Source organism: Micromonospora lacuserhaii, from assembly GCF_036902735.1.
Lineage (GTDB): Bacteria > Actinomycetota > Actinomycetes > Mycobacteriales > Micromonosporaceae > Micromonospora.
This window is the reverse complement of the sequence record NZ_JBAKHO010000003.1, coordinates 126,143-151,810: the sequence shown is the minus strand read 5'-3', so window position 1 is coordinate 151,810 and position 25,668 is coordinate 126,143. Positions and strand designations below refer to the sequence as shown.

Below are 25,668 nucleotides of genomic sequence, written 5' to 3'. Positions count from 1 at the left end.
GGAGGGGGTCGTGGGGAGGGAAGATTCACACTACCGCCCGGAGGGGGTTGACGGACGAGGGTCCGCCGGATCCGTTTCCGGAGGCGCCAGCGGCCGGGTCCAGGTGCCCGGCGCGTACCCGTCCGGCCGCCCCCAGACGTACGGCGCGGCACCCGCCACGGGACGCGTACCGGTCTCGCCGGCCGCCGGCTCGGCATCGGTCCCGCCCTCGTACGGCTACCCGCCGCCGGTGAGCACCCGCCCGCTGCCACCGCAGCCCACCCCGCCACCGCGCCGCCGGAGCCGGCTGCTGCCGGTCGCGGTGCTGGCCACCGTGCTGCTGCTCGTGCTCGCCGGGGTCGCCGTGGTGGTCCGCCCGGGCCCGGTCGCCGGCTGGCTGGGTGAGGAGACCACCGCGACGGCCGCCGCCCGGCCGCCCGAGCCCGACCCGTCCCCGGTGCTGGCCGGCCCGGACGCCAACGCGCCCGAGCCCACCCCGGACGGGGTGCGCACCGCGCTCGACCCGCTGATCGGCGCGACCGAGCTGGGCAGCCGGGTCAACGTGTCGGTGGCCGACGTGACGACCGGGCAGTCCCTCTACGCCCGGGGCGGCGACGACGGCACCGTGCCCGCCTCGGTGACCAAGCTGGCGACCGGCGTCACCGTGCTGGCCGCTCGCGGCCCGGGCTACCGGATCCCGACCCGCGCGGTGGCCGGCGCGAACCCCGGCGAGGTGGTGCTGGTCGGCGGTGGCGACCCCACCCTGGCGGTGGACAAGAACGGCTTCTACCCCGGCGCGGCCCGCCTCGACGAGCTGGCCCGGCAGGTGAAGCAGGCGTTGGGTGGCACCGCGCCGACCAAGGTCGTGGTGGACTCGACCCTCTTCCCCGGTACGGTGCACGGCCCCGGCTGGGACGCCGACATCCCGACCGGTGGGTACGGCGCGTCGATCACCGCGCTGATGACCGACGGCGCTCGGCGCGATCCGGAGTCCGCCCGGAAGACCTTCGACGACACCCACGGCGCGGCCGAGCGGTATGCGGAGCCCGACCTGGCCGCCGGCCGCGCGTTCGCCCGGCTGCTCGGGCTCGGCGACGTCGAGGTCGGCAAGGGCCCCGCCCCGGCCGCCCCCGCCGCGGCGGCCACCGGAGCGCCGGCGCCCGGCGCCGAACTGGGCAAGGTCCAGTCGCTGCCGATGGTCCGCCTGGTCGACATCATGATCAGCGACAGCGACAACGTGATCGCCGAGGCGCTGGCCCGGCAGGTCGCGCTGGCCCGGAACAAGCCCGCCTCGTTCGTCGGCGGGGCCGCGGCGATGGACGAGGTGATCGGCGAGCTGGGCCTGCCGGCCAACGAGATCACCCTCTCCGACGGCAGCGGACTGTCCCGGAGCAACCGGATCAGCCCCTCCCTGCTGACCGACCTGATCGCGCTCGCCGGCAACGGCAGCCACCCCGAGCTGGCCGCGATCTTCGGCGGCCTCCCGGTGGCCGCCTGGTCCGGCACGCTGGGCGACCGCTACCAGGTCGCGGCGACCCGGGCCGGGGCCGGTGTGGTCCGCGCCAAGACCGGCACGCTGACCGGCGTCCACGCGATCGCCGGGCTGGTCACCACCGCCGACAACCGGCTGCTCACCTTCGCCGTGCTCACCGACCGCGCCCCGGCCGGCGACCCCGACGTCACCCGTCGGGCCCTGGACCGCATCGCCGGCGCGCTGGCCACCTGCGGCTGCCGCTGACCCGGTCCGGCCAGGCCCGTCCTCGCGCGCCGGGCCGGGGTGTTCCGGCGCGGGTACGGTGGGTGCATGGCGCAGTTCGTGGACTGGGATCTGGCCGCCGCCACCGCGGGGGCCTTGAGCAAGTCGGGGCCTCGGGTGTCGTACGCGGAGGCCACCGAGGTGGTCGGCGACCTGCGGCGGCTCACCGAGGAAGCGGCCGGGCACGTCGCCGACTACACCGGGCTGCGGTCCCAGGTGACCCACCCGCCGGTGCGGGTGGTGGACCGCCGGGACTGGGCGGCCGCCAACATCGCCGGGCTGCGTGAGGTGATCACGCCGCTGGTCGACCGGCTCACCGGCGACAAGCGGCCCGGCCCGCTCACCGAGGCGGTCGGCTCCCGACTGACCGGGGTGCAGGCCGGCACCGTGCTGGCGTACCTCTCCGGCCGGGTCCTCGGCCAGTACGAGGTCTTCTCCGCCGACCCGGGCCAGCTGCTGCTGGTCGCGCCGAACATCGTCGAGGTGGAGCGGAAGCTGGAGGCGAACCCGCGCGACTTCCGGCTCTGGGTCTGCCTGCACGAGGTCACCCACCGGACCCAGTTCACCGCCGTGCCGTGGATGCGGGCGTACTTCCTCGGTGAGGTGCAGGCGTTCGTGGACGCCTCGCAGGGCAGCGAGCACCTGGTCGAGCGGCTGCGTCGCGGGGTGGCCACGCTCTCCGACGCGGTCAAGGACCCGGAGAGCCGCGCCAGCGTGCTGGACATCGTGCAGACCCCGGCCCAGCGGGCCGTGCTGGACCGGCTCACCGCGCTGATGACCCTGCTGGAGGGGCACGCCGAGTTCGTGATGGACGGGGTCGGGCCGCAGGTCATCCCGAGCGTGGAGCGGATCCGGGCGGCGTTCAACCGGCGCCGCGAGTCGGGCAACCCGCTGGAGAAGGCGATCCGCCGGCTGCTCGGCGTGGACGTCAAGATGCGCCAGTACGCCGAGGGACGCAAGTTCGTGCACGGGGTCGTCGAGCGGGTCGGCATGGACGGCTTCAACAAGATCTTCGGTTCGCCGCTGACCCTGCCCCGGCTCGACGAGCTGGGCGACCCGGACGCCTGGGTGGCCCGGGTGCACGGCCCGGCCGCCACCACCCCGACCGCCGGCTGACCGTACGCCCGTGGCCGCGCTCGCACCGCCGGTCGCCGCGATCCGGATCGCGGTCCGCCGCGCGCTGGCCGGGCTGCCCGGCGACGCGGGCCCGGTGCTGGTGGCCTGCTCGGGTGGGGCGGACTCGCTCGCCCTCGCCGCCGCCACCGCCTTCGTGGCCCCCCGGGCGGGGCGCCGCGCCGGCCTGGTCACCGTCGACCACGGCCTGCAGGCCGGGTCCGCCGAGCGCGCCGAGGCGGTCGCCCGGTGGGCCCGTGAGCAGGGCCTGGACCCGGTCGACGCGGTGGCCGTGACGGTCGCCGGTCGTCCCGGCGGCCCGGAGGCGGCCGCCCGCGAGGCCCGCTACACCGCACTCACCGCCGCCGCCCGGCACCACGGGGCCGCCGCGGTGCTGCTCGGCCACACCCGCGACGACCAGGCCGAGACGGTGCTGCTCGCGCTGGCCCGGGGCGCCGGCCCGCATGGGCTGGCGGGGATGCCGTCGCGCCGGGAGCGGGACGGGGTGCCGCTGCTGCGTCCGCTGCTGGAGATCACCCGGGAACAGACCCGCAAAGCGTGCGCCGCGCTCGGGTTGACCCCGTGGGAGGACCCGCACAACGCCGACCCGGCGTACGCCAGGGCGCGGGTGCGCGCCGACGTGCTGCCGGTGCTGGTGCGCACGCTCGGGCCGGGCGTGCTGGACAACCTGGCCCGGACGGCCCGGCTGGTGGCCGCCGACACCGCCGCGCTGGACGACCTGGCGGCCGCCGCCCTCGCCGCCGCCGGGGACGCTGGACCGGGGCTGTCGATCACGACGCTGGCCGCGCTGCCGGAGGCGGTGCGCACCCGGGTGCTGCATGCCTGGGCACGGGAGCTGGGCGCCCCGCCGGCCGCCCTGTCGCACCGGCACGTCGCGGCATTGGATGCCCTGGTCACCGAGTGGCGAGGGCAGGGTGCGGTGCACCTGCCCGGTGCGATCCGGGTGGTCCGCCGCGAGGGCTCACTGATGCCCGTCGACCCACACTGAGGGCGCCGTCAACGGTGGATCCGGGTCACCCCGTCGCACGCTTTGCTCTGCTGCGGTGGAGGCAACACCGGGCGCGGCCGACTGTTGCCGTGGCTGCAGCAGAGCAAAGCGTGCCGAGAGTGAGTCGGACACCCGGCGCGCCGGGCCCCTCCCCGGGAGCCGCCGGAGGCGGTAGACATGACCGATGGCGTACCCCCGACAGCCGCTCTTCGCCCCGCACGGTGCGGTCACGACCAGCCAGCCGCTCGCGGCCGCCGCGGGCCTGGCCGTGCTGCGGCGCGGCGGCAACGCCGTCGACGCGGCGCTGGCCACGGCGATCGCGCTGACCGTGCTCCAACCGCCCTCGACCGACATCGGCGGTGACCTGTTCGCGATCGTCTGGGACGGCGAGCGGCTGCACGGGCTGAACGCCGCCGGCCGGTCCCCGGCGGCGCTCACCCGGGAGGTGGTGCTGACCGCGACGGGGCGGCGCGGCGGGGAGCCGGCGGAGGCGCTCGGCGGCGCCCAGGCGCGCGGCCCGGCGATGCCGGCCCGGGGCTGGCTGCCGGTGACCGTGCCGGGCGCGCCGGCCGGCTGGCGGGACCTGCACGACCGGTTCGGCTCATTGCCCTTCGCCGACCTCTTCACCGACGCGGTCGGCTACGCCGAGCAGGGCTTCCCGGTCGCCGCCGGCACCGCCGCGAGCTGGGCTCGCGCGGTGGCCGGGCACGCCGGCCTGGTCGGCGAGGAGTACGCCGAGTTCGACCGGGTCTTCACCGTCGGCGGCCGGGCGCCGCGCCCCGGCGAGCGGTGGCGCAACCCGGACGCGGCCCGCACCCTGCGCCGGATCGCCGAGACCGGGGCGGAGGACTTCTACTCCGGCTCGATTGCCGAGGCGTTGGACGCGCACGCCGCCCGCACCGGGGGCCTGATCACCGGTGCGGATCTGGCCCGGCACACCTCGACCTGGGTGGAGCCGGTGAGCGTGCGCTACCGCGGGCACGAGGTCTGGGAGCTGCCGCCGCCCGGGCAGGGGATCGCCGCCCTGCTCGCGCTGCAGCTGCTCGACGGCGTCGACCTGGCCGGGCTGGACCCGGAGGAGCGGCTGCACCGTCGGGTGGAGGCGGTGAAGCTCGGCTTCGCCGACGCGCACGCCCACGTGGCGGACCCGGAGCGGGTGCCGGTGCCGACCGCCGCCCTGCTCGACCCCGGGTACGCGGCGGCCCGCCGGGCGCTGCTCACCGACCGCGCCGGCGACCCGGTGGCCGGCGACCCCGAGCGGGGCGGCACGGTCTACCTCTGCGCGGCCGACGCGGGCGGGATGATGGTCAGTCTGATCCAGTCGACCTACCTGGCGTTCGGCTCGCACGTGGTGCTCCCCGGGTACGGCTTCGCGTTGCAGAACCGGGGCCTCGGCTTCCGTCTCGACCCGGACCACCCGAACGTGGTGGCGCCGGCCAAGCGGCCGTTCCACACCATCATCCCGGGCTTCCTGACCCGCGACGGCGCCCCGGTCGGGCCGTTCGGGGTGATGGGTGGGCACATGCAGCCGCAGGGGCACGTCCAGCTGATCTCGGCCGCCGTGGACGACGGCCTCGACCCGCAGGCGGCGCTGGACGCGCCCCGCTGGTACTGGCACGCCGGCCGGACCCTGCTGGTGGAGCCGGCACTGGCGGCGGTGCCCGGCCTGGTCGACGGGTTGCGCGCCCGGGGCCACCAGGTCGCCGTCGCCGAGGAGCCGTCGGTCTTCGGGTACGGCCAGGCGATCTGGCGCCTCGAGTCGGGCGGCTACGCGGCGGGCACCGAGTCCCGGGTCGACGGCGCGGCGCTCGGCTGGTGATCAGCCCGCGGCGACCCGGTCCCGGAAGGTCGTGCGGTAGGCGTGCGGGGTGGTGCCCACCCGGCGGGTGAAGTGGTGGCGCAGGGCGGCGGCGTCGCCGAACCCGACCCGGTCGGCGACCTCCTCCACGCTGAGCCGGGTCTCCTCCAGCAGCCGGCGGGCCAGCAGCACCCGCTGGTTGGTCAGCCAGTCGTGGGGGGTGGTGCCGGTCTCCGCGCGGAACCGGCGGGCGAAGGTGCGCGGCGACATGCCGGCCCGGCCGGCCAGCTCGTCCACCGTGGTCGGCCGGTCCAGCCGCCCGATCAGCCAGCTGAGCACCGGTTCGAGGGTGGGCGCCTCGGGCGTGGCGGGGATCGGCGCCTCGACGTACTGGGACTGGCCGCCGTCGCGGTGGGGCGGGACGACCATCCGCCGGGCCAGCCGGGTGGCGACGGCCGAGCCGTGCTCCTGGCGGACCAGGTGCAGGCAGGCGTCGATGCCGGCGGCGGTACCGGCGCTGGTGAGCACCCGTCCGTCGGCGACGTAGAGCGAGTCGCAGCGGACCCGGGCCCGGGGATGGCGGCGTTGCAGCTCGTCGACGTACCGCCAGTGGGTGGTGCACTCCCGGTCGTCGAGCAGCCCGGCCGCGCCGAGCAGGAACGCCCCCGAGCAGACGCTGAGCAGCCACGCGCCCCGGTCGCCGGCCCGGCGCAGCGCGTCGAGCACCGTCGGCGGGACCGCGCCGCCCTGGCCGTGCGCCGGTACGGCGACCAGGTCGGCCTCCTCGATCGGGGCGAGGTCGGCGTGCGGGGTCAGCCCGAAGCCGGCGGCGGTCCGCACCGGCGCGCCGTCCACGCTGCACACCGCGAAGCGGTAGCCGGGGAAACCGTCGGCGGTGCGGTCGGTGCCGAACACCTCGGCGAGCACCCCGAGTTCGAACGGGGCGATCTGGTCGAGGGCGACGACGGCGACCGAGCGCAGCATGTGACGAGGGTAACCGACAGGTTGGCAGTAAATCGATGGGCAATGGCATCTCTGCCACTGTCCGGCGTCCCTGGCCCGGCGGAAACTAGGTGGTGTCCGGTGCGCACCGGCGGCGAAAACCACTCAGACCATGTGAAAGCGAGCGCCGCCATGGAGTTCCTGCTCTTCCTTCTCTTCCTCCTCGGACTGGCCGTCGCCTCGGCGGCCGGCCTCACCACCGACACCCACGATTCCGCCGACTGGAAGCCGAGCGACGACGGCCGCCGCTGGCAGTCCGGCACCTGCTGAGGCGATTGGTCCGGATGGCCGGAAAAATCCGGGGCGGGACAGCGGCAAAAGGGGCGGCCCCGCCGACGAAGGCCATCCGGCGTACGGCAGGCTAGGAGTCATGGCTGACGGCTCCTGGTACGACGCCGACATCGATCACGTGATCATCTCCGAGGCGCAGATCCGCGAGAAGACCGCGGAACTGGCCAAGCAGGTCTCGGCGGACTACGCGCACGTCGAGGACGGACTGCTGCTCGTCTGCGTGCTCAAGGGCGCGGTCATGTTCATGGCCGACTTCGCCCGCGCGCTGGGCCGGCAGGGCCCCCCGGCCGAGCTGGACTTCATGGCCATCTCCTCGTACGGCCAGGGCACCACCTCCTCCGGCGTGGTCCGCATCCTCAAGGACCTGGACCGTGACATCGCCGGCCGGCACGTCGTGGTGGTCGAGGACATCGTCGACTCCGGCCTGACGCTGTCCTGGCTGCTGCGCTACCTGGAGTCCCGCTCGGCGGCCAGCGTCGAGGTCGTCGCGCTGTTCCGCAAGCCCGAGGCGGTCAAGGTCCCGGTCTCGGTGAAGTACGTCGGCTTCGACATCCCGACCGAGTTCGTGGTCGGCTACGGCCTCGACTTCGGCGAGCGCTACCGCGAGCTGCCGTACGTCGGGGTACTCAAGCCCGAGGTCTACGCCCGCGCCTGACCCGGCCCGGCAGAGCCGAGAGCTGCTCGTATCGGCGTCCATCGAGCCGACGTTCAGCGGGCTCTCAGCGAATCCGACTACGGTAGGTGTCGGTGGCGTGGAGGTTCTCTCCGCATTCGGCCCCTCGACCCGCGTGACCGGGCGGTCGGGTGGTCGGTCGGAGCTCCCCGCCACGCCGGCTGAAACCCCGGTTCGCCGTCCGCGTAAGTGCTGGGCTCGTAAGCTCACTCCTCGCGCGCAAGGTGTACCGTCGAATGACCGTGGCGCGGCAGTTGGCGCGCCCGGGGTCGAGGCCGGCCCGCACGGCGGCTCCGGCGCCGCCGCAGGCGGTGACACCATTCAGACGGTCAGGACGTCGATCAGGAGGATGCGGGCGTCTCGGCGCTCGACAACAGCATGGAACGTACGCGTTTCTTCCGCCGACCGGTGGTCTGGATCATCCTGGTCATCCTCGGCGCCGTTGTGCTCAGTCAGCTGTTCACCGCTGGTCCCAGCTACCACCGGGTGGACACTTCCGTTGCGCTCGACCAGCTGCACACTGCCAAGATCGATAAGGTCGTCTTCCAGGACAAGGAGCAGACGCTCCAGCTCAACCTGGACCAGAAGACCAAGTTCGGCGACACCACCACCGACCGCATCGAGGCCCAGTTCCCGTACGAGGCCGGCGACCAGGTCTGGAACGACGTCCTCGCGGCCAAGGCGGCCAACCGGGTCACCGGCCCGGCCGACGCCAAGGTGTCGTCCGACAGCGTCTGGGTGAGCCTGCTGGTCAACCTGCTCCCGATCGCCCTGCTGGTGCTTCTGCTGCTGTTCTTCATGTCGCAGATGCAGGGCGGCGGCTCCCGGGTGCTCAACTTCGGCAAGTCCAAGGCGAAGATGATCACCAAGGACACGCCGAAGACCACCTTCGGCGACGTGGCCGGGGCCGATGAGGCCGTCGAGGAGCTCCACGAGATCAAGGACTTCCTCCAGAACCCGGCCAAGTACCAGGCCCTGGGCGCCAAGATCCCCAAGGGCGTGCTGCTCTTCGGCCCGCCCGGTACCGGTAAGACGCTGTTGGCCCGCGCGGTCGCCGGCGAGGCCGGGGTGCCCTTCTACTCGATCTCCGGTTCCGACTTCGTGGAGATGTTCGTCGGCGTCGGCGCCAGCCGGGTCCGCGACCTCTTCGAGCAGGCCAAGGCGAACGCCCCGGCGATCGTCTTCGTCGACGAGATCGACGCCGTCGGCCGGCACCGTGGCGCCGGCATGGGCGGCGGCCACGACGAGCGCGAGCAGACCCTCAACCAGCTGCTCGTCGAGATGGACGGCTTCGACACCAAGGGCGGGGTCATCCTGATCGCCGCCACCAACCGGCCGGACATCCTCGACCCGGCGCTGCTGCGCCCGGGCCGCTTCGACCGGCAGATCCCGGTGGACGCCCCCGACATGGAGGGCCGCAAGGCCATCCTGCGGGTGCACGCCAAGGGCAAGCCGTTCGCCCCCGACGTCGACCTCGACGCGGTGGCCCGGCGTACCCCGGGCTTCAGCGGCGCCGACCTGGCCAACGTGATCAACGAGTCGGCACTGCTCACCGCCCGCAAGGACCAGCGGGCGATCAGCAACGACTCCCTGGAGGAGTCGATCGACCGGGTGATCGCCGGTCCGCAGCGTCGGACCCGGGTGATGGGCGACAACGAAAAGAAGATCACCGCGTACCACGAGGGTGGACACGCGCTGGTCGCCTGGGCGTTGCCGCACGCGGCACCGGTGCACAAGGTGACGATCCTGTCCCGCGGTCGCTCGCTGGGTCACACCCTGGTCCTGCCGACCGAGGACAAGTACACCCAGACCCGGGCCGAAATGATCGACACCCTGGCGTACGCGCTGGGTGGCCGGGCCGCGGAGGAGCTCGTCTTCCACGAGCCCACCACCGGCGCGGGCAACGACATCGAGAAGGCCACCCAGTTGGCCCGCGCGATGATCACCCAGTACGGCATGAGCTCCAAGCTCGGCGCGATCAAGTACGGCACCAGCGGCGACGAGCCGTTCCTCGGCCGCAACATGGGCCACGAGCGGGACTACTCGGATTCGGTGGCCGCCGAGATCGACGGCGAGATGCGGGCGCTGATCGAGCTGGCGCACGACGAGGCCTGGGAGATCCTGGTGGAATACCGGGACGTCCTGGACAGCATGGTCCTCGAGCTGATGGAGAAGGAAACCCTCTCCACCGCCGACATGGCCCGGATCTGCTCGCGGGTGGTGAAGCGCCCGCCGATGGCCCCCTACAACGCCTTCGGCAAGCGTCAGCCCTCCACCGAGCCGCCGGTGCTCACGCCGGCCGAGAAGGAGAAGCTCAAGGCGCAGGCGCAGGCCGACGGGGTCTCCGTTGCCGGCTCGAACAACTCGGACGGTACCCACTGAACACGGACGCCGCGGCCAGCCCCGACCACTCGGGGCTGGCCGCCTCGTCGACCGAACCCGACGGGGACGAGACCCTCGACTACGTGGCCGCCCGGCTGATCAGCGGCAGGCTCACCGGCCGCCCGGTCGAGGAGGCCATGGACCTCGGCCGGATCGAGAAGGCCGTCCGGGAGATCCTCATCGCGGTCGGGGAGGACCCCGATCGGGACGGCCTCCGGCAGACCCCGGCTCGGGTCGCCCGGGCGTACGCCGAACTCTTCGCCGGCCTCCGGGTCGACCCGGCCCAGGTGCTCAGCACCACCTTCGAGGCCAACCACGAGGAGCTGGTGCTCGTCCGGGACATCGACGTGATGAGCCTCTGCGAGCACCACCTGCTCCCGTTCCGGGGCAGCGCGCACATCGGCTACATCCCCGGCCAGGACGGGCGGATCACCGGCCTGTCCAAGCTGGCCCGGCTGGTCGAGGTCTTCGCCCGCCGTCCCCAGGTGCAGGAGCGGCTCACCTCGCAGATCGCCGACCTGCTGATGAGCAAGCTGCAGGCGCGGGGCGTCGTCGTGATACTCGAGTGCGAGCACATGTGCATGGCGATGCGCGGCATCCAGAAGAGCGGCGCGAAGACCATCACCTCGGCCGTCCGCGGCGTGCTCCAGCACGACGCGAAGTCCCGGGCCGAGGCGATGGCATTGATCAACTCCCGCTGACCGCAACGATCCGACCGGCCGCGGCCTCCCCACAACCGGGGGCGCCGCGGCCGTTGCGTCTTCGGTGAATCAGCCCGGGAGCAGCGCCAGCACGATCGCGGCCGTCACCGCCACCGCCGGGACCAGGCAGACCAGCGCACCCAGCCGGGGGGTGCGATCCACCCGGTCACCCGCACCGGCCCCGAAGAGCCGGCCCACGCCGACCCAGCCGGCGACGAACGCCACCACCGGCATCGGCAACCCGACCAGCAGCGCCGCCACGGTCGCCGCGCCCGCCCCGACGGTCAGCAGCATGACCAACTGGATCACCGGTACGACCAGCGCCAGCGGGCCGTACACCAGCAGGTTGCGCAGTCGCGGGGGCCAGGTCGACGGGCGCAGCGTGCCGCCGGAGGTGAGCGCGCCGTCGGCGGCGTCCGCCCAGCCCCGGGCCGCCCGCAGCGCCGTCAGCACGGCCGTCGGCCCACCCACCATCGTCCGGGTCGCCTCGGTCAGCTCCGGCGGCGTCGGGGTCAGCGAGATCACCGGTACGCCCAGCTCCCGCAGCTGTGCCTGCTGCGGTGCCAACCGGGCGTGCACCTCCGCCAGCTCGCCGCGGGCCTCCTCCACCACCCGGGCCTGCTCGGCGGCGGCGGTCGCCGCGCTCCGGCGCACCCCGTCGAGCTGGCGGGCGGCGGCGAGATAGTCCGTCCAGGCGGCGGCGATCGGCGGGACCGGCTCGTCGCCGACCCGCTGCCGCACCGGTGCCACCGTGGTCACGTCGTCGAGGCTCATGCCGGCTCCCCCCCGTCGGCGAACGGCACCAGCACCGTGCCCTGGTCACCCGGGCCGTCCCAGAGCACCGCCCGCCCCGGTCGCGGGCGCCACTGCACCGGGCGGCCGAAGACGGTCGTCAGCTGCGCCCCGGGCATGTCCACCACGGCGACCGCGGCCAGCTTGCCCACCTCGCCGTCCGGCTCCAGCAACGCCGCGAACGGCGGTGCCGTCCGCCACCAGCCGAGCAGGTGCCGCCCGGCCGGTGGCCCCTCCCGCAAAAGCGCGCGCAGCCGCTCCACCGGCAGCTCCCCGGCCGACGGCACGTCCACCCCGAACACCACCAGGTACGCCGGCTCGTCGTCGTCCAGCGTCGCCCGCACACCCGGACCGTCGACTGTGTCCACCCGCTGCCGTTCGCCCAGCTCAGCCGCCAGCCCGGCGGCCAGCGGCGCGGAACCCTCCGCCAGCGGCGCCAGCACGAACCGGGCCGTACCGGGCGGGTGGTGCGCCGCGAGGCTGCGCGCCGCGGTGGCCAGCAGCCGGGCCGGCTCCACGCCCGGGCCGAGCACGGCCAGGTTGCGCCCCGCCGCCGGGCCGAGCGGCACCGCCACCGTCGTCCGGAACACGTCCACCGCCCGGCCGAGCAAGGCCGCCGGACCGCCGGACCGGCCCGCGACGGCGGCGCGCAGCCGGGGGTCGTTGCGCAGCAGCGGGCGGGCCCAGCCGGCGAAGACCACCGGGGCAGGCGTGCCCTGCGGGCGCGCCTCCCAGAGCCGGTGCCGCAGCCGTTCCACCGTCTCCGGCTCGTCAAGCGGGTCGGGGAAGCGCACCAGCCGCTCGTGACCGCGGGTGGCGCCGCGCGGCCCACCGAGCCCACCGGCGGTGTTGACCACCGCGCTGCCCACCGACAGTCCGGCCGCCGCGTCGTTGGTCGGCATCAGCACCGCCCCGCCGCCGGAGAGCGCGACCCGCACCGGGAACTGACCCAGCACCGAGTCGCGCGGCGCCGGCCCGGCACCGATGCCCAGGTCACCCGCGCCCGCCAGGACGAGATGGATGCCGTACGCGCGGCCGGCGCGGGCCAGCCCGTCGAGGCCGGTCAGCACCTCGACGGCGGCCGGATCCCGGTCGGCCAGCAGCAGCGGGAAGTTGTCGATCACACACACGATCCGGGGCAGCGGCTGGTGTTGCCGCAGCTCGGCGAAGCGCTGGCCACCCGCCCGGGCACCCGCCCCCTCCCGCCGGCGGACCTCCGCGTTCAGCTGGTCGAAGAGGTCCCGCACGTACTCCGGGTCGGCGGCCATCGCCGCCGCGCGTACCTGCGGCACCCAGGAACGGTCCCGTTCGGTCTGGAGGAACTCCACGAAGGACTCACCCTCGCCGAGATCAACCAGGTGCAGGACCAGCTCGTCCGGGCCGTACCGGGCGGCGAGGCCGAGCAGGGCGTTGGTGAGGAAGGCGGACCGGCCGGCATCCGACCGACCGCTGACCAGCCAGTGCGGGGTCAACTCGGTGAAGCCGACGGTGACCGGCCGGCCGTTGGCGTCACCCACCGTGGTGGAGAGCCCGTCGGTGGAGGTGGCCGACCAGAGCTCCTCGCCGTCCGGCGGCAGCAGCTCGGTCAGGCTGAGCCGAGACCCCGCCTCCACCTGGGCGGCCAGCCGGCGGCAGACCCGCTCGACCAACTCCGGCCCGGGATCCTCGTCCACGAAGACCGGCGAGTTCAGACCGCCCGGGGACTCCGCCCCCGGCCCGCTGAACGGGCTGCCCGGCGGGTCACCGAGCAGCGCGTACGCCGTGCGCAGCTCCACCGGCGTGGCCTGCGGCAGCGGCCGGCGGGCGTACACCTGCGACAGCGGCAGATGCGTGCTGGCCGGCGGCGTCGGGTGGGCGTTGAGCGGCGGCGTCGGGTGGGCGTCGACCGGGGGCCAGCCGGCGACCACCAGGTGCAGCCCGGCCGGTCGGCCCCGTTCCGCCAGCGCCTCGATCCGCTCCAGGTCGCTCGGCCCCGCCAGCGCGGGCAGGCCCGCGATGACCAGCAGCATCGTCCGATCGTGCCGGCGCGGCCGGCCACTGCCCGGCGAGACCCACTGCTCGGCCTCGGTGAGCACCGCCCGTAGCCCCGCCACGTCGACGGCCGGTGGGGGCAGCAGCCCCGCGTCGGCCAGCGCCGCGAACGGCGCGAAGGTGCCGCCCACGCCGGTGCCGTCCACCGCGCGGACCAGCAGGCAGCCGGCCGGGGTCGCGGCCAGCAGACGCAGCAGCACGGCCCGGAGCAGGCCCGCCGCCCGAGGCTCCCGGGCGTCCACGTCGAGCGTCAGGTGACCGGTGCCGAGCAACGGCACCAGCGCGGGGAAGCGGGCGTCGTCCAGCGGGGCCGCCGTGCCGATCCGGATGAAGGGCGGCGTGTCCTCACCGGCCGGGGTCTCCGGAGTCAGGGTGTCCAGCGGCGCCCCGGCCCAGCCCGGGGCCAGCAGCGCGGCGGCGCCGCGCAGGCGGTCCGCCAACTCGTACTGCCTGCGCTGGTCTGCGGGGGCTGGTCGGGTCTCGTCGAGGACGCCGGCCGCCGCGGCGGCGGTGGCGGCGGCCCGCCGGTGCAGGGCGGCGGCGCGGTTGGTGCGAGCCTTCGGACCGGCCACCGCGTCCACCCCTCTTTCCGAGGTTGGAAACCTCCCCGAGCACAGACCGTATCCCAGCCGGAGCCGTGCGCCGGGGAAGCGCGACGGCGCTGCGCCGGTCTTGTGGCAAATGGTGCCGAACACTCACCTCTCGGGGTTGTCCTGTCACGATCCGCAGCATCTGGGGCATTGGGTACGAGGCGCTCAGCCGATAGCCTCAGAGGGTGGAATCAGTGCAGCCCCCCGCCGGTTCCCAGGTGTCCCGCGTACCGGCGCAGCGGACCCCGCCGGACAATCTGGCGCCACCCGTCGCGCCCGCCCCGGCGCCCGAGCGGCCCCGCCGCCGGCTGCGCACCGTCCTCACCGTGGTCGCGGTGGTACTCGCGGTACTCTGTGCTAGCGGAGCAGTGATCAGTGTCGTGCTTTACGACCGTGTGACGACGCCCGACCGCAGCACTCCGGACGTCGTTGTGGCCAGCTACATTCAGGCATTCCTCGCGGACCGCAACGACACGAGGGCAAGCGAATTCGCCTGCCAAGACGGTGCCGCTATCGACGATCTACGGCTCCTTCGCGACGACCTCGTAGCGCGGGAACGCCGCTTCGGCACGTCGATCTCGACGAGCTGGGAGAACCTGAACGTTCAGCAGCAGGGTGACCGTGCCGACGTCGAAGTCGACCTCATACTCTCGGCCCTCGTAGACGGGATTTCGCAGAGCGATCGTCAGCAATGGCGGTTTGAGGCACGACGTGAAGACGGTTGGCGGATATGTGCAGCGAAGCGCTCCTGACCGTCCTTACTCGATCCAGAGCAGGTGGACCGGTACCTCCAGAGTGGTCGGTGCTTGCCCACGCCAGGCCCACCGGTACCACTCCAGCTCCGGGGTGACCCGCACGCAGATGTCACCCTCCGCGCCGGAGTAGGTCTCCGTGACCGCGCGCAGGTCGCGGTGCTCGACGGAGTCCTCGACGTGTACCACCCGCCGGCCGCTGACCGCACCGGCTTCGAAGATCGGAACCGGCGCCGGGTGTGTCGGGGCATCCAACGAGACGAGGCGGAGCCCCTGGTCGTGAGCGGCGACTCCGGGCGTGGGCCGACCGCCGAGCGTCTCGACCCAGACGCGCTCCACCGGGATCAGCGGGGCGAAGACCTCCACCTGGTCGGCTTCCGCCCGGTACCACTCGTGCTCCGGGATGATCGGCACGTAGGTGCGACTGCCCTGCACCACCCGCTCGTCGGCCCGCAGGTCGCCCCGCCAGCCGAGGCCGGGGAGGCCGACCAGGACCCGTCGGCCCCGCAGCTCGACCCGGCCGGTGGCGGGGACGACCGCGATCGGACGCGGCGGCAGCGGAGCCCAGTCGGGCTGGCCGGCGAAGGGATCGGGGAGAGGCCCGCTCATCGTCGCGTGAACCTCATGCCGTGCCGTCCAGCGGCGCTCCCCGCTGCCGCATGAACGGCACCGGGTTGGTCGCGCCGGCGAAGCCCCGGTCGCCGTCCAGGTGCACCTCGAAGTGCAGGTGTGGGCCGGAGGAGTTGCCGCTGCTGCCGACCTTTCCGATCACCTCACCGGCCTCCACCTCCTGCCCGGGAACCACGAACGGCCGTACCACCATGTGGCAGTAGCGGGTGATGTAGCCGCCGGCGTGCAGGATGTCCACGAACCAGCCGCAGCCGCCCTTCCCCGGGTAGCCGTCCACGTCGCAGTTGCGGCGGCCCAACCGGTCGGGGTCGCACCGGGCGACGAGCACCCGGCCGGTGGCGGCGGCGTGGATCTCGATCCCCTTCTCGGCGCCGATGTCCACCCCGTTGTGACGCGGTCGGCTCGCCGTGCGGAAACCGGAGCCCACCCCGCCGGCGATCGGTGCTGTCCAGCCGGAGGCGGCGATCGTCCTGGCCGACGCCCGGTCGCAGAGCATCCGGTTCGCGATCTGCACCGTGCGGGCGGCGCCTCCGGCGAGTGCGTTGACGATCTGGCTCGCGATGTCCTCGTGCTTGGCGTACGCGTCCGGGTAGGCACTGACCTGGACCTTTTGCGCCGCCCGGGTCAGTGGAAGCTGCTGCCAGCCGTCGACCTGGAGCAGCTTCTCGTAGAACTTGCGGGCCACGTAGTCCGGGCTCATCCGCTGCGCGACGCTGCCCCAGCCGGCCCGCTGCTGGAACAGCCCCACCGAGTCGTGGTCCCGGCCGACGCCCTCGTTGGAGAGCGAGCCGGATCCGGCGACGGTGCTGTTCGCCAGGTTTCGCAGGGCCGACTCCTGCATCGCGGTCGCGACCGCGATCACCCAGCCGCGTGGCGGCACCTTCATGTCCTGGCCGACCTTGATGATGACGGCGGCGTTGCGCATCTGCGTCTGGCCGTAGTCGGACATCCGCGGCAGCCGGCCGTTCACGGTGACCCGGTGGTTGTCGACGCACTCCTGCGCGGTGGTCACCAGGCTCTGCTCATCGTCGCCGCCCAGGTTGGTGAGGAAGAAGGCGGCGGTGCCGCCACCGCAACAGAGCAGGGCGAGGAACGAGGTGAGCACGGCGGCCACGACGCCGATCCGCAGTCGCCGACGGGTCGGCTGACCTGACAGTTCGGCGCTCATTCCCGCTCCCAGTCCACGGCGTCCACCAGCCAGCGCCCCTCCGGCGCCACCAGGTCCAGCCGGAGACGGCCGGTCTCCAGCGGGACCAGCACCTGCGTGAAGACCTCCGTGCGTGGCTGAAGGGTCGGCGTGCCGGTGACCTTCTCCGCCGGCACACCGGACGGGTCCACGCCGGCCAGCTTCTCGGTGAGCGCGGGTGTGGACAACGGGCGCAGCTTCGCCTGCCACTGGTCCGCTGTCTCGGTGGGACCGGCGAGCCACGCGGCGGTGAACCGCGACGCGGTCTGCTCGGGGTTCAGCTCACCCGGCCGAGTGCGGGGCGACTGCGGGGCGGCGGTGCCGATCGCCCCGTCGTCACCCTCCTCCGGATCGACGGTGGTGATCGGCTCGCGGGGTCGACTGCTGAGCCCGCTGGCGGAATCGACCGGCCCGGCCACCAGCCGGGCTCCGCCGATCACCACGAGGACCAGCGCGGCGATCCCGAGACCGATCCCGATCCTGGACCGCAGGACCCGGGTGAGCAGGAACTCCAGTGCCCGTCGCATCGCCGTCACCGGGCCTCGGAGCGCACCCGCGGGCTCGGCCTGGCCGGCGCCCGTTCGGCCGAGTCGGGTCGGTAGACCGCGAAGCTCGGCGCCTCCTCCGGCACGTCCGGCTCCGTCCAGCTGGACGGCTGCCGGCGACGCGGGCGGGGCGGGGTGGCGGACCGTCCGGCATCCCGCTGCGGCGCTGTCGTCCCCGTCTCGTCGCCGCGCTCCCGGCCGTCCGGCCGCTCCCGTTGCTTCGGGGTGCTGATCGTCGAATGGGCCGGGTCCTCACGGCGCGCCTCAGGGCGCAGGCTGGACGACTCCAACGCGACCCCGCGTCGCTTCGCGATGGCCGGTTCGGCGGTGCCGCCGGGCTCGACCACGTCCAGCCGGGCGGCGATCCGCATGTCCCGGAAGAACCGCCGGTGCCACGACCCCGCCGAGCTGACCGCCTCGCTGCCGTCCTTGCCGCCGAGCTGGGTGATCCGGCGGTACGGGCGCAGCAGCAGCCAGCCGACCACGCCGCAGAGCCAGACCAGCACCACCTGCAGCCAGCCCGGAAGGGTGGGCGTACTCATGATGAGGTCCACCGCGAACAGGTAGATCGCCGCACCGGTGCCGAAGATGGCGATGTTGAAGACGGCGGCGACCACCGCGTTGGCGAGCCGGCGCAGCCCGGCGCTGGCCGGTCGCAGCAGGCCGACCGTGCCCAGGATCGGGGCCGCGATCACCGCCCACCGGAAGATCAGGAAGCCGAGCAGCACCAGCACCGACGCGGTGAGGTCGAACATCGCGAAGAGCAGCGAGGCGAGCACCGCGATGAAGCCGGAGCCGATCCGGTCCATGTCCCGAGCGCCGGTGAGGTACTCGTACGCCTCCGGGTCCTCCGTCTTGATCTGCTGCGCCACCGTCATCCACTGCTGCTGCTTGGCCTTGACGACCACTTCACGAGTTGCGGGATTGGCGCGAATGGACTGCGCCTCACCCCAGGAGAGCGACTTGGCGTCGTAGAGCGCCGGACCGTACCTCTTGGCGGTCTCGCTGTCCGCCGAGCCGAGCACCCCGCGCAGCCAGTTGCGGTAGAGCATCGACTCCGTGGCGGTGTCGCTGGCGCGGACGGCCGGCGGTCGCTTGTCGACACAGGCGTCCGGGTTCGGAAGCACACACTTATCGGTCGGGATGTCCCTGGAAGCTGGTCCGACGGCATCGTGCACGACCCCGAGGGAGGTGATCAGCGTGCCGTCGGCGAGATTGGCCGACTTCACCGGCCAGGCGGCCAACGCGGTGACCGCCACCATCACCAGTAGGGCCCAGCCGGCGGTGGTCATCGCGTTGCTCATGTCCGACTGGCGGGAGCGCCAGAGCAGGTAGAGGCCCACCACGCAGAGGGTGATGATGCCAAAGACGCTGAAGACCTTCTGGTAGACGGCCTTCGTCGCCTTCTCCACCAGCGGGTCGGCCCAGTTCCACATCGAGCGTGGGTCCCAGGCCCGTTCGCGCAGGGCGTTGGAGGCGCCCACGATCGCGGTGGCCATCATCAGTTCGCCGTTGGCCACGGTGGTGGTGAACTTGTAGTCCGGGTGGAGCACGGTGGACGCGCAGCCGCCCTCGACGTCGTAGGTGTTGAAGCTGTATCCGCCGTAGCCGTAGTCGCTGTAGAGGCCCTTCGGGCCCGGAAGCTTGGCCGAGTCCGGCCGGGAGGCGAACCAGCCGGCGAGGCCCGAGTCCGGCGCGGAGGGGACCGGGGGCTTCCGGCAGTCGACCTCGGTCTCACTGACCTGCTTCAGCTTCGCGACGCAGGCACGGAAGTCGGCCTGCCACTCCTTGGTCGTACAGAGGTCGGCGGCGGCCTGGGCCGCGGCCGGGGCGGCGTACACCGGTGTGGCCGCGACCACCGGCCAGGCGATCGTGGCACCGGCGAGTACGCCGAGCGCGAGGAGGAGCGCCGTGATCCGTGCCCGGGCCCTCGCCATGTCACGCCTCCAGATCAGCCAGGACGGTCGGCAGCTGCCCGGCCACCTGGGCGGCGGGGGTGGTGTCCAGGTGCTCCAGCAGCCCCTCGACGTACGACACGTCCACCCGGACCTTTTGCACCCGGCCGTCCACGTCGCGCATGACGAACTCACGGAAGCCGAGCCGGGCGGCCGAGGTGGTGTCCACGGCGGACAGTGAGGCCAGGGTCGCCTCGTAGCCGTCGTCGACCGGCACCCGGAGCAGTCGCAGCGCCTCGGAGGCGATCTCGGTGTCCTCGGCGATCCGGCCGACGAAGACGGTGGAGACGAGGTTCTGCACGTCGAGGCCGAGGATGTCCTTCGGGTTCTGCGACGCGACCAGGGCGGCGAGGTTCCACTTCCGGGAGTCCCGGGCGAGCCGGACCAGGAAGGAGCGCCCGGATCGCCAGCCCTCCATGAAGTGCGCCTCGTCCAGGCCGACCATCTTGCGGGACGACATCGACCCGCCGTAGCAGCGTCGGACCGCGAGGCGGTGCGCGGTGTGCAGCATCGGCAGGGCCAGTGCCTCCTCGGCCGACCAATACTCGCGCTCGATCTTGAGGTCGGGCAGGCGGAGGCCGGCCATGGTGATCACGGTGAGCGCCGCGTCGGCGCCGAGCAGCCCCTCCGGCGGGCGGCCGAAGAAGAGCATCGCCAGCGGCATCTCGGCGGTGTCCAGCAGCAGGTTGGCCAGTTCCCGGCCGGCGTCGTCGTCCAGCCCCTGCAGGCAGGCCACCACGTCGTCCAGGGTGGACGTCTCCTCGGCGGGCACCTGGCGTACGGCGTGCCGGAACAGCGTCGCGGTGGACGCCTCGCGGGCCACCTGCGGCGGTACCAGCATCATGCAGATGTCCTGCACCAGCATGCGGCGTTCGGCGCGGGCGTTGGAGACCGCGATCTCGAACTCCCGGTCGCCCGCCGCCCCGGTGCCGAACTCGCTGCGTAGCGGGGTCGGGATGAGCGAGTAGGGCGCCAGCGTCCCCGGCTCGGAGCCGGTCAGGTTGAGCACCCGGGAGTACGGCTTCAGCTCGGGCATCGCGCAGAGCCGCGCCAGCGGGCCGGAGGGGTCGAGCAGGGTCACCTGGACGCCGCGCCGGGCGGCCAGGTAGCCCAGGGCGCCCAGCAGGGTGGACTTGCCACCGCCCGGCTCGGCGACGAAGACCGCGAGGCCGGAGCGCTCCCGGACCTCCATCGGGAAGTGCAGGTCGAGGAAGACCGGCCGGCGGCAGGTCCCGGCGGTACGGCCGATCAGGTCGCCGCGCCGGTCGCCGACGGTGGAGGCGGCCTGCGGCAGCGCGGCGGCGAGCAGGTTGACCGGCATCCGCCGGACGTAGCCGGTGTTGGCGATCGGCTCACCGGGGATGAACTCGCGGGCCAGCCAGTCCTGGTTCTTCGGGTGCTGGAGCGAGATGCGCAGCTCGCGCGAGTAGAGCTGGATCAGCCGGCGCGCCCGTTCCAGGCACTCCTCGCGGGTCCGGCCACCGACGGCGATCCGGTGCCAGCCGTGTGCGCGGGCGGAGTCCACCGGCAGGCCGGTGGTCATCTCGTCGCCGATCACCAACGCCCGCTTGGCCAGCCGTTCCAGCTCGGGCGGGGCGTCGATGCCGTGCTCGGCGTAGTCGAGCTGCTGGGAGCGGATCATCCGCAGCCGGTGTTCGAGGTTCCGGAAGGAGTCGCCGGAGCCGAGAATGTCCACCCGGGTGGAGATCTCCATCGGCCAGGGCAGCCGCTCGTGGAAGTGCAGCCAGGGCTCGTGCCGCTCGGGGATCTCCAGCGGTTCCATCCGGCCGACGGCGAGCACGGCGACGTGCCGCTCCTCGCCGGTCATCCGGTTGACCAGCTTGACCGTCGAGCCGTACGGGGTGCGGTAGCGCTCGACCTGTTCGGTGAGGGCGAGCAGGTCGCCGCGTTCCCACCGCCCGTTGGTGATCGGGGAGAGCGCGCCGGGCGGCGCCATGCAGAGCGCCACCGAGCGGTAGAGCAGCCACTCCAGTTCCTGGGAGCTGACCCGCCGGCCGCGCATGCCGAAGGCGCCGAGCACCTCGTCGAACTGCTCGACGGTACGGCCCAGCTTGCGGCGTTCGCCGTCGGCGGTGCCCCGGCCGAAGGCGCGCAGCAGCCGCTCGGTGAGCGAGTCGCCGAGCGAGCGGCGGGCGAAGGTGACGCCCAGGTAGGTCTGCCCCTCGGCGTGGTTGACCGCCATCAGGTGCCGCTGCGCGGCGACCAGGTGGTCGGCCCAGCCGGCCGTGCCGGGGACGTCGGGCAGCGGCGACACGGTGTGCGCGTCGATGGTGCGGGCCCACTCGTCGGCGGGGAAGGGCCGGGTGGTGCGGCGCAGGTGCAGCCGGAAGCCGGCCAGACCGGCGTACTGCTCGGAGATCGCCGCGAGCAGCGCCTCACGCTCGGCGTCGGGGCGAAACGCCCAGCGCACCTCGGGCAGCCAGTACCAGGCGGTGACGGTGTTGGGGGTGAAGGTCAGGTGCCCGGCGATCTCGGTGATGGCCAGGTCGACCGACGGGTCCCGGTCGCCGAACTTGATCTTCGGGGGGCGGACCCGGACCGGCTTGTTGGCGGCGCTCCGGGTGGTCGCGGCGCGCTGTCGCGGCTCGGCCAGCTCCCGGGAGGCGGGCTCCGCGAGTTCCTGCGATCCCGTCCCGGTCAGCGCGCGGGGGCCCGTCTCGGCGACCACCCGGCGGGGCGGCGGGGCCGGCGCCACCGGCTCGGCCTCCGGGTGGACGTAGGGCTCGGCGGCGTACGCCTCGGCGATGTCCGGCGGGAACGGGTCGGCGGGCCCGGGCTCCGCCGGTGCCGCCACCGGCTCCGGGAGCGGGCGGGGGGCCACACGCCCGGCCGGTTCGGCGTCGCGTTCGGGGGTCACCCGCCCGGCGTTCCCGGCCGTGTCCCGGCGCGGGAAGGGCTCGGTCCGGGGTCGGCGCGGCGACCGCTGCGGAGGCGCCTCCACCGCCCGGTCCGGGGTCGGCTCCGGCTCGGCGGGCGGCCGCGTCACCGGCAACCGGGCCGCGGGCTGGTGGGGCACCCGGGTACGGGTCGGCGGGTCGGCGGCCGGGGGCGGCTCGATGGCCGCCAGCCGGTTCGTCTCGATGGCGGGCGGTGCGGTGGCCTCGGGCGCGGGGGAGACGGGGGTGGGTGGCGCGACGGGCTGGTGCGGGATCGACGCCTGCTCCCGCCCGATGGCGCGGCGCGGCGCGGCCGGTGGCGGCACGGCCGGCGCGGCGCCCGGGTGCGGGCCGCCGAACAGGTCGAGGAACGGCGAGTCGATGTCGGTACCGTCGCCGACCAGCATCGGCGCGGCGGAGACCGGCTCGACCGGGGGCGTGCCACGGCCGGCCGGGCGGGGCGCCTGGAACACCCCGACCCCACCGTGCCCGGGGTTGGCGAGCAGCGTCGGGTCGTAGGTCTCCTCGTCGCGGGCCTCGTCCTCCGGGTAGTCGAACGACCGCGCACGGTTACCGTGCGGGGCGCTGTGACGTCCGGCCGGATAGCCCGGCGTGGAAGAGCGACTCATTCGACCGCCTCACCCGCGTGCTGCTGCGACCGCCCGTTCGACGTACGCCCGGTCATGCCAGTTCCTCCCGGATCCTGATCCGGCTGCCGACCAGGCGGGGGTCCCGCAGCTCGGTGGCCGGTTCCCGGGTGCGTCGCCAGTCGGTGAGCGCGGTACGGATGACCATCCGCGCCGGCCGGTCCGGGTCGACGTACCGGAAGATGAACGAGGTGCTCACGATGGCGAGGGCGATCTCCCACGCGGGGAAGAGTTCGACCTGGAGCGTGAACAGCCAGTGGATGAACATGTAGAGGGGTACGAGCAGCATGAACAGGCCGTACTGGGCGTACGGCAGGTGGACGGGAAGGGTGTAGCCGGGCGGCCCGAGGTAGACCAGGCGGGCCCGGTAGATGTCGTCGTCGGTGCGCAGCCGCATCTGATGCCCGCGCCTATTCGAAGATCAGGTCGATCAGGTAGTCACCGACGAAGAAGAGTGTGGCCGCCCCGGCGATGAAGGCCAGGCCGACGATCGCGATGGCCGAGCTGGTGAGCACCTTGGAGATCTCGCCGCGGCTCGCGCGGCCGATGAAGATGACACCGAGCACGGCGAGCAGGATGGGCGCGATCTTGCTGGCGAAGAAGGTGACGACCCCGTTGGTGTCGATGCCCTTCGGGGCCTGCTCGGCGAGTGGAGCCGACGCCAGGGTGTGCAGCGCCTGCGCGACGCCGGACGACGCCGTCTCCATGAGCTCGAAGGCGATCACTGGAACCTCCCCATATCGCGGCCGGCGGTGCCGCGGCGGTGCAGTAGGCAAGCCTGGCGGGAATGTGCTCACTTGCGCAGCGTTGACGACGCTACGTTCGTTACCCACCACGGAGAGTGGTGAGCTTTGGGGGGATTCTTCCCGCTTCGGCCCTCCCTCCAGGCTTCGCCATCTCGATGCTGGGCAATTCCACAGCGTACGGGCCGTCCCCCTTTGCGACAACCCGCGAGGAGTCGGCCCGATTCGACCCGGACGACCGATCGTACACCTGTTCCAATGCCCACGTCAGCCCCCGGCTGGAGGGCGCCGGCGGGGGCCGCCGGAGCAGCGCGGAACGACCGGTACGGTCTAGTCGTGACCGATCTGGTACGGGCGCAGACCCCGGTGGTGATGGGCGTCCTGAACGTCACGCCCGACTCCTTCTCCGACGGCGGCCGGTACGCGGACCTCGACGCGGCGGTCGCACACGGAGTGCGACTGCGGGCGGAGGGCGCGCACCTGGTCGACGTGGGCGGCGAATCCACCCGGCCCGGCGCCAACCGGGTCGACGCCGGGACCGAGGCCGCCCGGGTGGTCCCGGTGATCCGCGAGCTGGCCGCGGTCGGCGTGACGGTCAGCATCGACACCACCCGCGCCTCGGTGGCCGCGGCGGCCCTCGACGCCGGCGCGGACGTGGTCAACGACGTCTCCGGCGGGCTGGCAGACCCGGACATGGCCCGGGTGGTGCGCGACGCCGGCTGCCCCTGGGTGCTGATGCACTGGCGTGGCCACTCGCGGGGCATGCGCGAGCTGGCCAGCTACACCGACGTGGTCGCCGACGTCCGGGCCGAACTCGGGCAGCGGATCGACGAGGCGCTCGCCGCCGGGATCGCCGCCGACCGGATCATCGTCGACCCCGGCCTCGGCTTCGCCAAGACCGCCGCGCACAACTGGGAACTCAGCGCGCGCCTGCCGGAGCTGGTCGACCTCGGCTTCCCGCTGCTGTTCGGGGCGAGTCGCAAGTCCTACCTCGGCCGGCTGCTCGCCGGTCCCGACGGCGAACCCCGCCCCACCGCCGAACGGGAGGCGGCCACGGCCGCCACCAGCCTGCTCGCCGTCGCCGCCGGCGCCTGGGGGGTACGCGTGCACGACGTCCGCGGCACCGCCGACGCGCTCGCGGTCTGGGCGGCCACCGGTCGTCCCCGGCTGGCCGTCGACACCGGCGGTGACCGCCCGTCGGCCCCGGCCACGGCAACCGCGGGCACTGGGGCCGCGGGCACCGGAACCGGGCGGACCGGCGGGGCCGGACCCGCGACCGCCGCCCGCCACTGAGAGGAAGCACGATGACCGACCGGATCGAGTTGACCGGCCTGCGCGCCCACGGCCGGCACGGCGTCTACGACTTCGAACGCGCCCGGGGGCAGGAGTTCGTCGTCGACGCGGTGCTCGAACTCGACCTCGCCCCGGCCGCCCGCTCCGACGAGGTGACCGACACCGTGCACTACGGCGAGCTGGCCGAGAAGCTGGTGGCCGTGGTCACCGGCGAGCCGGTCAACCTGATCGAGACGCTTACCGAGCGGCTGCTCGCGGTCTGCCTGGCCGAGCCGCTGGTCGCCGCCGCCACGGTCACCGTGCACAAGCCGGAGGCCCCCATCCCGCACACCTTCGCCGACGTGGCCGTCACGATGCGGCGTACCCGGTGACCCGGGCCGTGCTGTCGCTCGGCAGCAACCTCGGCGACCGGCTGGCCCACCTGCGCACCGCGCTGGCCATCCTCGACGACGCGGTGCTGGTGGTCTCCGGGGTCTACGAGACTCCACCGTGGGGGGACACCGACCAGCCCGCGTACCTGAACGCCGCGGTGATGGTCGCGGACCCGGCGGCGGGCGCGCGCGACTGGCTGGACCGGGCCCGGGCCGCCGAGGCGGCGGCCGCGCGGACCCGCGACCCGCAGCGCCGGTTCGGACCGCGCACCCTCGACGTGGACGTGATCGCGGTCTGGGACGACGCCGGCCAGCCGGTGCTCAGCGACGACCCGGAGCTGACCCTGCCGCACCCCCGCGCCCACCTGCGGGCCTTCGTGCTGCGGCCGTGGATCGACATCGAGCCGCACGGCCGGCTCCCCGGATACGGCTGGCTCACCGATCTGCTCAACGCCGAGCCGCTGGCCGGGGACGCCCTGGAACTGCGCCCCCGCCCGGATCTGGCGTTAGAGTCGACTCCATGACCCACTGG

General features: G+C 73.7%; 22 protein-coding genes. 12 read left to right on the top strand and 10 right to left on the bottom strand.

Annotated features, from left to right (window positions below; all coding sequences use genetic code 11):
* Positions 1 to 244 precede the first annotated feature (244 nt).
* From dacB to V6U81_RS03245, 4 genes are all read left to right on the top strand, one after another.
* Entirely contained in the window at positions 245 to 1,717 is a 1,473-nt protein-coding gene (gene dacB, locus V6U81_RS03260; protein ID WP_420883961.1) for a D-alanyl-D-alanine carboxypeptidase/D-alanyl-D-alanine endopeptidase, read from the top strand.
* Between the two features lie 66 nt (positions 1,718 to 1,783).
* Positions 1,784 to 2,851, top strand: coding sequence for a zinc-dependent metalloprotease (locus V6U81_RS03255; protein ID WP_334484124.1), 1,068 nt, complete (start codon positions 1,784 to 1,786; stop codon positions 2,849 to 2,851).
* 10 nt (positions 2,852 to 2,861) lie between these two features.
* On the top strand, positions 2,862 to 3,857 hold the full coding sequence (tilS, locus tag V6U81_RS03250; RefSeq protein ID WP_334484121.1) for a tRNA lysidine(34) synthetase TilS: 996 nt from the start codon (positions 2,862 to 2,864) through the stop codon (positions 3,855 to 3,857).
* 184 nt (positions 3,858 to 4,041) lie between these two features.
* Positions 4,042 to 5,676: a gamma-glutamyltransferase family protein gene (locus V6U81_RS03245; RefSeq protein WP_334484119.1), complete on the top strand. Its 1,635-nt coding sequence runs from the start codon at positions 4,042 to 4,044 to the stop codon at positions 5,674 to 5,676.
* Here V6U81_RS03245 and V6U81_RS03240 read toward each other — a convergent pair whose 3' ends face one another.
* Complete coding sequence (locus tag V6U81_RS03240) at positions 5,677 to 6,639, bottom strand: GlxA family transcriptional regulator (protein ID WP_334484117.1); 963 nt, start codon at positions 6,637 to 6,639, stop codon at positions 5,677 to 5,679. It abuts the gene before it with no gap.
* A 150-nt stretch (positions 6,640 to 6,789) separates the two neighbouring features.
* Between V6U81_RS03240 and V6U81_RS03235 the strand changes: the two genes are divergently transcribed.
* From V6U81_RS03235 to folE, 4 genes are all read left to right on the top strand, one after another.
* Positions 6,790 to 6,927, top strand: a complete 138-nt coding sequence (locus V6U81_RS03235; protein ID WP_334484115.1) for a hypothetical protein — start codon at positions 6,790 to 6,792, stop codon at positions 6,925 to 6,927.
* A 100-nt stretch (positions 6,928 to 7,027) separates the two neighbouring features.
* The gene (hpt, locus tag V6U81_RS03230) at positions 7,028 to 7,603 is read left to right on the top strand and encodes a hypoxanthine phosphoribosyltransferase (RefSeq protein WP_334484113.1); all 576 of its coding nucleotides are present in this window, start codon (positions 7,028 to 7,030) and stop codon (positions 7,601 to 7,603) included.
* A gap of 396 nt (positions 7,604 to 7,999) precedes the next feature.
* Positions 8,000 to 10,003, top strand: a complete 2,004-nt coding sequence (gene ftsH, locus V6U81_RS03225; protein ID WP_334484111.1) for an ATP-dependent zinc metalloprotease FtsH — start codon at positions 8,000 to 8,002, stop codon at positions 10,001 to 10,003.
* A 35-nt stretch (positions 10,004 to 10,038) separates the two neighbouring features.
* A complete protein-coding gene (gene folE, locus V6U81_RS03220) occupies positions 10,039 to 10,704 on the top strand; it encodes a GTP cyclohydrolase I FolE (RefSeq protein WP_334484319.1) in 666 nt (221 codons plus the stop codon).
* A 69-nt stretch (positions 10,705 to 10,773) separates the two neighbouring features.
* Here the strand turns inward: folE and V6U81_RS03215 are convergent, their stop codons facing one another.
* Together V6U81_RS03215 and V6U81_RS03210 are read right to left on the bottom strand one after the other, a co-directional pair.
* Positions 10,774 to 11,478, bottom strand: a complete 705-nt coding sequence (locus V6U81_RS03215) for a hypothetical protein (protein ID WP_334484109.1) — start codon at positions 11,476 to 11,478, stop codon at positions 10,774 to 10,776.
* Positions 11,475 to 14,108, bottom strand: coding sequence for an FtsK/SpoIIIE domain-containing protein (locus V6U81_RS03210; RefSeq protein WP_334484106.1), 2,634 nt, complete (start codon positions 14,106 to 14,108; stop codon positions 11,475 to 11,477). The genes V6U81_RS03215 and V6U81_RS03210 overlap by 4 nt, the downstream gene beginning before the upstream one ends.
* Positions 14,109 to 14,302: 194 nt before the next feature.
* Between V6U81_RS03210 and V6U81_RS03205 the strand changes: the two genes are divergently transcribed.
* Positions 14,303 to 14,869, top strand: a complete 567-nt coding sequence (locus V6U81_RS03205; protein ID WP_420883957.1) for a hypothetical protein — start codon at positions 14,303 to 14,305, stop codon at positions 14,867 to 14,869.
* A 6-nt stretch (positions 14,870 to 14,875) separates the two neighbouring features.
* Here the strand turns inward: V6U81_RS03205 and V6U81_RS03200 are convergent, their stop codons facing one another.
* From V6U81_RS03200 to V6U81_RS03170, 7 genes are read right to left on the bottom strand one after another with little or no spacing between them, the layout of a single operon-like run.
* On the bottom strand, positions 14,876 to 15,478 hold the full coding sequence (locus tag V6U81_RS03200; protein ID WP_334484103.1) for a hypothetical protein: 603 nt from the start codon (positions 15,476 to 15,478) through the stop codon (positions 14,876 to 14,878).
* 13 nt (positions 15,479 to 15,491) lie between these two features.
* Complete coding sequence (locus V6U81_RS03195; RefSeq protein WP_334484100.1) at positions 15,492 to 16,667, bottom strand: M23 family metallopeptidase; 1,176 nt, start codon at positions 16,665 to 16,667, stop codon at positions 15,492 to 15,494.
* Complete coding sequence (locus tag V6U81_RS03190) at positions 16,664 to 17,221, bottom strand: hypothetical protein (RefSeq protein WP_334484097.1); 558 nt, start codon at positions 17,219 to 17,221, stop codon at positions 16,664 to 16,666. Before V6U81_RS03190 ends, V6U81_RS03195 begins: the two co-directional genes overlap by 4 nt.
* Positions 17,218 to 19,167, bottom strand: coding sequence for an MFS transporter (locus V6U81_RS03185; protein WP_334484095.1), 1,950 nt, complete (start codon positions 19,165 to 19,167; stop codon positions 17,218 to 17,220). The genes V6U81_RS03190 and V6U81_RS03185 overlap by 4 nt, the downstream gene beginning before the upstream one ends.
* Position 19,168: 1 nt before the next feature.
* The gene (locus V6U81_RS03180) at positions 19,169 to 22,711 is read right to left on the bottom strand and encodes an ATP-binding protein (RefSeq protein WP_334484093.1); all 3,543 of its coding nucleotides are present in this window, start codon (positions 22,709 to 22,711) and stop codon (positions 19,169 to 19,171) included.
* A 52-nt stretch (positions 22,712 to 22,763) separates the two neighbouring features.
* Positions 22,764 to 23,126 (bottom strand): hypothetical protein, encoded by a 363-nt coding sequence (locus tag V6U81_RS03175; protein WP_194821406.1) that lies wholly within the window; start codon positions 23,124 to 23,126, stop codon positions 22,764 to 22,766.
* Between the two features lie 13 nt (positions 23,127 to 23,139).
* Entirely contained in the window at positions 23,140 to 23,454 is a 315-nt protein-coding gene (locus V6U81_RS03170) for a hypothetical protein (protein ID WP_334484089.1), read from the bottom strand.
* Positions 23,455 to 23,808: 354 nt separating this feature from the next.
* On the opposite strand from V6U81_RS03170, the gene folP reads away from it, so the two are divergent.
* The 3 genes from folP to folK are packed head-to-tail and all read left to right on the top strand — an operon-like array spanning position 23,809 to position 25,660.
* A complete protein-coding gene (gene folP, locus V6U81_RS03165) occupies positions 23,809 to 24,765 on the top strand; it encodes a dihydropteroate synthase (RefSeq protein ID WP_334484086.1) in 957 nt (318 codons plus the stop codon).
* Positions 24,766 to 24,776: 11 nt separating this feature from the next.
* Positions 24,777 to 25,136 (top strand): dihydroneopterin aldolase, encoded by a 360-nt coding sequence (folB, locus tag V6U81_RS03160; protein WP_334484083.1) that lies wholly within the window; start codon positions 24,777 to 24,779, stop codon positions 25,134 to 25,136.
* The gene (gene folK, locus V6U81_RS03155) at positions 25,133 to 25,660 is read left to right on the top strand and encodes a 2-amino-4-hydroxy-6-hydroxymethyldihydropteridine diphosphokinase (RefSeq protein WP_334484082.1); all 528 of its coding nucleotides are present in this window, start codon (positions 25,133 to 25,135) and stop codon (positions 25,658 to 25,660) included. Before folB ends, folK begins: the two co-directional genes overlap by 4 nt.
* Positions 25,661 to 25,668: the final 8 nt, after the last annotated feature.

Excerpts from the sequence above, each read along its gene's own strand:
- V6U81_RS03255 (WP_334484124.1), top strand. The coding sequence starts at position 1,784 with ATGGCGCAGTTCGTGGACTGGGATCTGGCCGCCGCCACCGCGGGGGCC.
- V6U81_RS03245 (WP_334484119.1), top strand. The coding sequence starts at position 4,042 with ATGGCGTACCCCCGACAGCCGCTCTTCGCCCCGCACGGTGCGGTCACG.
- V6U81_RS03240 (WP_334484117.1), bottom strand. The coding sequence starts at position 6,639 with ATGCTGCGCTCGGTCGCCGTCGTCGCCCTCGACCAGATCGCCCCGTTC.
- V6U81_RS03235 (WP_334484115.1), top strand. The coding sequence starts at position 6,790 with ATGGAGTTCCTGCTCTTCCTTCTCTTCCTCCTCGGACTGGCCGTCGCC.
- hpt (WP_334484113.1), top strand. The coding sequence starts at position 7,028 with ATGGCTGACGGCTCCTGGTACGACGCCGACATCGATCACGTGATCATC.
- ftsH (WP_334484111.1), top strand. The coding sequence starts at position 8,000 with ATGGAACGTACGCGTTTCTTCCGCCGACCGGTGGTCTGGATCATCCTG.
- V6U81_RS03215 (WP_334484109.1), bottom strand. The coding sequence starts at position 11,478 with ATGAGCCTCGACGACGTGACCACGGTGGCACCGGTGCGGCAGCGGGTC.
- V6U81_RS03200 (WP_334484103.1), bottom strand. The coding sequence starts at position 15,478 with ATGAGCGGGCCTCTCCCCGATCCCTTCGCCGGCCAGCCCGACTGGGCT.
- V6U81_RS03195 (WP_334484100.1), bottom strand. The coding sequence starts at position 16,667 with ATGAGCGCCGAACTGTCAGGTCAGCCGACCCGTCGGCGACTGCGGATC.
- V6U81_RS03185 (WP_334484095.1), bottom strand. The coding sequence starts at position 19,167 with ATGGCGAGGGCCCGGGCACGGATCACGGCGCTCCTCCTCGCGCTCGGC.
- V6U81_RS03180 (WP_334484093.1), bottom strand. The coding sequence starts at position 22,711 with ATGAGTCGCTCTTCCACGCCGGGCTATCCGGCCGGACGTCACAGCGCC.
- V6U81_RS03175 (WP_194821406.1), bottom strand. The coding sequence starts at position 23,126 with ATGCGGCTGCGCACCGACGACGACATCTACCGGGCCCGCCTGGTCTAC.
- folB (WP_334484083.1), top strand. The coding sequence starts at position 24,777 with ATGACCGACCGGATCGAGTTGACCGGCCTGCGCGCCCACGGCCGGCAC.